The organism is Micromonospora sp. 4G55 (assembly GCF_016803375.1).
In genome coordinates this window covers 1-5,610 of the sequence record NZ_JAEVHN010000413.1, presented here as the reverse complement: position 1 = coordinate 5,610, position 5,610 = coordinate 1, and the positions used below count along the sequence as shown (strand labels likewise).

Below are 5,610 nucleotides of genomic sequence, written 5' to 3'. Positions count from 1 at the left end.
CGTCCGAGGCGGTCACGATCATCGGCTTCAACGTGCGGGCCGCCAACAAGGTCCGCGAGATCGCCGACCGCGAGGGCGTGGAGATCCGGTACTACACGGTCATCTACCAGGCCATCGAGGAGATCGACGCCGCGCTCAAGGGTCTGCTCAAGCCGGAGTACGAGGAGGTCGAGCTGGGCAGCGCGGAGATCCGCGACGTCTTCCGCTCGTCCAAGATCGGCAACATCTCCGGTTGTATCGTCCGGTCCGGCATCATCCGCCGCAACGCCAAGGCGCGGCTGCTGCGGGACGGGGCGGTCGTGGCGGACAACCTCACGATCAGCTCCCTCAAGCGGTTCAAGGACGACGCGACGGAGGTCCGCGAGGGCTTCGAGTGTGGTCTGACGCTGGGCGGTTTCAACAACGTCCAGGTCGGCGACATCATCGAGACCTTCGAGATGCGGGAGAAGCCGCGCGCCTGATCCGGTGCTGACACAGTGATCAAGGGGTTTACGCCGTTCGGCGTAAACCCCTTGATCATGTCCGGGGATGTCCGTATCGTCCGGAGCGATGTACACGGGAACCGCGGTCTTCGACCTGCTGCTGCCGGGCGACTCACGCTCGCTCAAGGCCAAGAGATCATATGTACGCCCCATCGTGGCGGCGCTGCGCCGCTTCGAGGTGTCGGCCGCCGAGGTGGGCGCGCTCGACCTGCACGGCCGGGCCGAGATCGGCGTGGCCGTGGTGGCCGCCGAGGCGGCCCACGTGCGCGAGGTGCTCGACTCCTGTGAGCGCCTGGTGGCCGGGCGCCCCGAGGCCGAACTGCTGTCGGTGCGCCGCCGGTTGCACGGCGAGGACGACTGACGCCGGGGTGGCCGTCGCCACCGGCGGTGCCGCGCAACCGGCCCGGCCGCGCGGGTAGTGTTCGACATGTTGGGCGGTCGGTCCCGGCGGTGCCCTGCGCCGTCGTGCCGGCCGGGAGCAGAACGCCCTGGAGGTGGGGGACATGACGGATCCGGCCAAGGTACGCCGGCACGCGGAGCGCATTCGCGAACTGGTCGCGTCGGTGGTGCGGAGCCAGATCAAGGACCCCCGGCTCGGGATGATCACCATCACCGACGCCCGGATCACCGCGGACCTGCGCGACGCCACCGTCTTCTACACGGTGCTCGGTGACGCGGCCGCGCAGGCCAGCACCGCCGCCGCCCTGGAGAGCGCCAAGGGCATGCTGCGCAGCACCGTCGGCAAGGCTCTCGGGCTGCGCCACTCGCCGACCCTGACCTTCGTCCTCGACGACGTGCAGGACCAGGTCAAGCACATCGACGACCTGCTCGCCGCGGCCCGCCAGTCCGACGCCGAGGTGCAGCGGCTGGCGGCCCAGGCCAAGTACGCGGGCGAGGCCCAGCCGTACCGGCTCGACGAGGACGAGGACGAGGGCGCCGAGGGCGACCAGGGCGACGACGAGGGCACCCCGTCGGCCACGGATCGGCGGTGAGCGGCACCCCGGGTGCGGCCGGCGATCTGCTCACCGGGCCGGCCCGCACCGGCCCGGACGAGTCCGACTGGGCCGCCGCCGTCGCGGCGGTACGCCGGCTGCCGGCCGACGCCCGGGTGCTGCTGATCTGTCACGTCAACCCGGACGGCGACGCGCTGGGCAGCATGCTCGGCTTCGGGCTCGGGCTGCGCCGGCTCGGCGTACGGCACCTCCAGGCGACCTTCCCCGGGCCGCCCGAGGTGCCCGAGCCGTTCCGCTGGCTGCCGGGGCTCGACCTGCTGGTGCCGTCGACCGGGGTGTACCCGGATCCGGACCTGGTGGTCTGCTTCGACGCGGCGAGCGAGTCCCGGCTGGGTGAGCTGGTCGACCGCCTCGACACCGCCGGCGACGCGCTGGTCCTCGACCACCACGCCTCCAACACCCGGTTCGGCCGGCTGCACCTGGTCGATCCGGCGGCCGCGGCCACCTCGGTCGTCGTCGACGAGCTGCTCACCCGGCTCGACGTGCCGCTGGACGCGGAGATCGCCCAGTGCCTCTACGTCGCGCTGACCACCGACACCGGGTCGTTCCGGTTCGAGGCCACCACCCCCGCCGTGCACCAGTTCGCGGCCCGGCTGCTGGCCACCGGCATCCGCCCCGGGGACATCTCCCGCCAGGTCTTCGACACCCGGCCGTTCGGCGCCGTCCGGCTCTTCGGCGAGGTGCTGGGCCGGGCCCACCTGGAGCCGTCGGCCGCCGCCGGCCACGGACTGGTCTGGACGTACGCGACCCAGGACGACCTGGCCCGGCACGACCAGCGCCCGTACGTGCTGGAGGCGCTGATCGACTCGGTGCGGTGCACCGCCGAGGCCGACGTGGCCTGCGTGCTCAAGCAGGTCGGCCCGGCCGAGTGGGCCGTGTCGATGCGCAGCAAGGGCGCGGTGGACGTGAGCGCCGTGGCGGTGGCGCTGGGCGGCGGCGGCCACCGGTTCGCCGCCGGGTTCACCGGGGCGGGCAGCGCCGAGGACGTGGTGCGCTCCATCCGGGCCGAGCTGGACGGCGCGCTGATCGCCCGCTGATCTCCGCGCGCCCCGAAGTGTGTTGGTCTTCCCGCGCTGTGTGAGCGCGGGGAGAATCGGAGGATGGAGCAGCCCCCCGAGCTCACCGTCGACCTGCCGCGCGCCTGGGACCGTCCGGTGGTCACGGTGCCGGTGCTGGCCTGCCTCTCGCTGGTCGGTGGACAGCTGCCGTCCTTCTCGACCCAGGCCAACCTGTGGACCCTGGGCACCGGCGGCACGCTGATCTGGCTCGGTCTGGGCAACCGGGTGCCCCGCCGGCCGGCACCGCACCGGCTCGGGCCGGGCGCGCTCTGGTGGGTGCTGCCGGCGGCCGTCTTCGGTGTCCTCGAGGCCGCCACGTTCGTGCTGTCGGTCGGTAACGAGTTCCCCACCTTCTCCCGGCTCGCGGACCCGCTGCTCACCGACGAGCTGGTCCGCTCCGCCGCGTGGTTCGGCTGGCTGGCCGCGTTCTGGGGGCTGGTCCGGCGATGATGCGCACCCTGGCCGTCACCGGCTTCCTGACCGCCCTGCTGCTCTTCGCCGCCGTCGAGTGGGCCTCCCGCCGCCCGGGCTCCCGGGTGCCGTCGCTCGGCGACGTCTGCGCGTACGTGATGCGCTACGAGGTCGGGCCGGTCCCGGTCGGCCGGATCGGCGTGTTCGGCTTCTGGTGGTGGCTGGGTTGGCACTTCCTGGCCCGGTGAGCGCCCCGGCCGCCATCTCGCCCAAATGGCGGGAACTGTGGGCAGCATGTGGACCTGAACGTTAATTTGGGAAACGACCGGGCGCCGCGTCGCGACGCAGGTCGTGGGCGGTGGTGCCACACCCGGCGCCGCCTCCCTCCAGGGTCAGACCGACCCGGGCTCACGCTGCCAGGCGAGCCGCTCCGGTGATCCCGGACCGCCGTCGGGCGCTCAGCAGAACTTGCCCGTAGGGCCGCCGTCCCCGGTGGTCCGCACCCTGGAAGGGACTCCCATGCCGACCAAGCCCAAGCCCGAGACCACCGACGAGGCGCGCGAGCAGATGCGGCGCGCCCTGCAGACCTCGATGGACACCCGTCAGTGACGCTGCCCGACCGGCGGTGACGCCGCCGACGTCCCGCGTCGCCGACGTCACCGCCTCTCGGCCCGGCCCGCCCGGCCCGCCACCACCACCTGGCCCCCTTGCCGGTACCGCCCTGCTAGCGCTATCGGGTCCGCCCGGCGCCCGGCCCGCCGGTCCGCCCGCTGGTGCGGCGAAGGCCGCAGCTCCCGCATCCGAGCGATCGGGGTCCCCGCCGTCCGACCCCTGACCGCTACCGTCGCCCGGTGCGTCGCATCCTGATCGTCGGCAGTTCGGGTGCCGGCAAGAGCACCCTCGCCCGCGCGGTCGCCCGCCGGCTCGACCTGCCGCTGATCCACCTCGACCGGCACTACTGGCGACCCGGCTGGATCCCCGCCGAAGACGCGGCCTTCCGCACCCAGGTGGCCGCGCTCGCCGCCGGCGAGCGCTGGGTGATGGACGGCAACTACGGCGGCACCCTCGATCTCCGCCTGCCCCGCGCCGACCTGTTGGTGCTGGTCGACCTGCCCTGGCCGCTCTGCCTCGCCCGGGTCGTCCGCCGCCGGTGGGGCCGCCGCTCCGCCGACCGCCCCGACCTGCCCGCCGGCTGCCCCGAACGGCTCGACCTGGGCTTCCTGCGCTACCTCTGGCGCTATCCGGGCCGCTCCCGGCCCCGGCTGTTCGCCGCGGTCGCCGCCCACGCACCGGGGTTGCCGGTCGTCCGGCTGCGCAGCCGCCGCCAGGTCCGCCGCTGGCTCGACACCCTCCCCTCCCGCTGAACCACCCTGCGCCTTTCCGTCCGTCCGCCAGCGAGTCGGCCGGGGGGTGATCGACACGGATTGCGGCGGGTCGCGGTCTTCCGGAGCGGGGACACCGCGACACGCCGCATCTGGAGTGGATCATCCGGCCCGCGCCCAGGGGCCGAAGCCGAGGGACCGCCGCCGGCGGGGCGGTCGGCTCGCTGGTCGCGAGGCCGCTCGACCTTCGTGGCGGCCAGCTCGCCGGGCTGCCCTCCCCGCGATGTCCACCGGCCGAGCCGTCCGCGGCAGGCGAGCTGCCAGTGCCCGGGGCGAGCCGCCAGCCCGGAGATGAGCGATCCGAGGGCGTCGCAGGAGTAAGCGCTGACAAGTCTTGCGATCCTTACCTCTCCCGTGCCAGGATCGGCGGCGATGAGTCAGACCGCCACCGCCACCGCGATCGCGCCGCCGCGCCGGATCGCCGCCCTGGCCCTGCCCGCGCTGGTGGTGCTCGCCGCCGAACCGCTCTACGTGCTGGTCGACACGGCCGTGGTCGGGCACCTCGGCCGGGTGCCGCTCGCCGCGCTGGCCGTCGGGGGCACCGTGATGACCCTCACCGCGTGGCTGGGCACCGTGCTCGCGTACGGGATCACCGGCCGGGCGGCCCGGCGGTTCGGTTCCGGCGACCGGGCGGCGGCGGTGGCCGAGGGCGTGCAGGCGTCCTGGCTCGCCCTCGGGGTGGGTGTGCTCGTCGCGCTCGCCATGCAGGTCGGCGGCGGGGCGCTGGCGCGTACCCTCGCCGGGGGTGGTGACGACGTGGCCGGCGCGGCCGCGCAGTGGCTGCGGATCGCGGCGCTCGGCGCGCCCGGGCTGCTCCTCGCCGCCGCCGGCAACGGCTCGGCTGCGCGGCATCCAGGACACCCGCCGCCCGCTTGTCTTCGTGCTCGCGCCCAACCTGCTCTCCGCGCTGCTCTGCCCGCTGCTGGTCTACCCGGCCGGGCTCGGGCTGGCCGGCTCGGCGGTGGCCAACGCCGTCGCGCAGACCGTCTCCGGCGCGCTGTTCGCCGCGGCGCTGGTCCGCGAGCGGGTCTCCCTGCGGCCCCGGCCCCGGCTGATCCGGCAGCAGCTGGCGCTCAGCCGTGACCTGCTGGTCCGGGGCGTCGCGTTCCAGGCCAGCTTCCTCTCCGCCACGGCGGTCGCCGCGCGGTTCGGCGCCGCCGCCGTCGGCGCCCACCAGATCGCCCTGCAACTGTGGTTCTTCACCGCGCTGGTGCTCGACGCCCCTCGCCATCGCGGCCCCAGGCGCTGATCGGCGCCGCGCTCG

7 protein-coding genes and 1 pseudogene are annotated in these 5,610 nt (G+C 74.3%); all 8 read left to right on the top strand.

What is annotated here, in order from left to right; translation table 11 throughout:
- Positions 1-461, top strand: a 461-nt coding sequence (locus tag JNW89_RS26015; RefSeq protein ID WP_375155140.1) for an EF-Tu/IF-2/RF-3 family GTPase, incomplete at its 5' end; no start/stop codon positions are given.
- Positions 462-549: 88 nt separating this feature from the next.
- Positions 550-843 (top strand): DUF503 domain-containing protein, encoded by a 294-nt coding sequence (locus JNW89_RS26010; protein WP_088963418.1) that lies wholly within the window; start codon positions 550-552, stop codon positions 841-843.
- A 142-nt stretch (positions 844-985) separates the two neighbouring features.
- Complete coding sequence (gene rbfA, locus JNW89_RS26005) at positions 986-1,474, top strand: 30S ribosome-binding factor RbfA (protein ID WP_238449241.1); 489 nt, start codon at positions 986-988, stop codon at positions 1,472-1,474.
- A 26-nt stretch (positions 1,475-1,500) separates the two neighbouring features.
- Positions 1,501-2,532 carry a bifunctional oligoribonuclease/PAP phosphatase NrnA gene (locus tag JNW89_RS26000; protein ID WP_238449243.1) on the top strand — a complete coding sequence of 344 codons (1,032 nt, stop codon included), beginning with the start codon at positions 1,501-1,503 and terminating at the stop codon, positions 2,530-2,532.
- 63 nt (positions 2,533-2,595) lie between these two features.
- The gene (locus JNW89_RS25995; RefSeq protein ID WP_238449240.1) at positions 2,596-3,003 is read left to right on the top strand and encodes a hypothetical protein; all 408 of its coding nucleotides are present in this window, start codon (positions 2,596-2,598) and stop codon (positions 3,001-3,003) included.
- Positions 3,003-3,212: a DUF6186 family protein gene (locus tag JNW89_RS25990; protein WP_179806287.1), complete on the top strand. Its 210-nt coding sequence runs from the start codon at positions 3,003-3,005 to the stop codon at positions 3,210-3,212. The genes JNW89_RS25995 and JNW89_RS25990 overlap by 1 nt, the downstream gene beginning before the upstream one ends.
- A gap of 603 nt (positions 3,213-3,815) precedes the next feature.
- Complete coding sequence (locus tag JNW89_RS25985) at positions 3,816-4,328, top strand: AAA family ATPase (RefSeq protein WP_238449239.1); 513 nt, start codon at positions 3,816-3,818, stop codon at positions 4,326-4,328.
- A 390-nt stretch (positions 4,329-4,718) separates the two neighbouring features.
- Positions 4,719-5,610, top strand: a pseudogene (locus tag JNW89_RS25980) (MATE family efflux transporter); the annotation flags it as partial.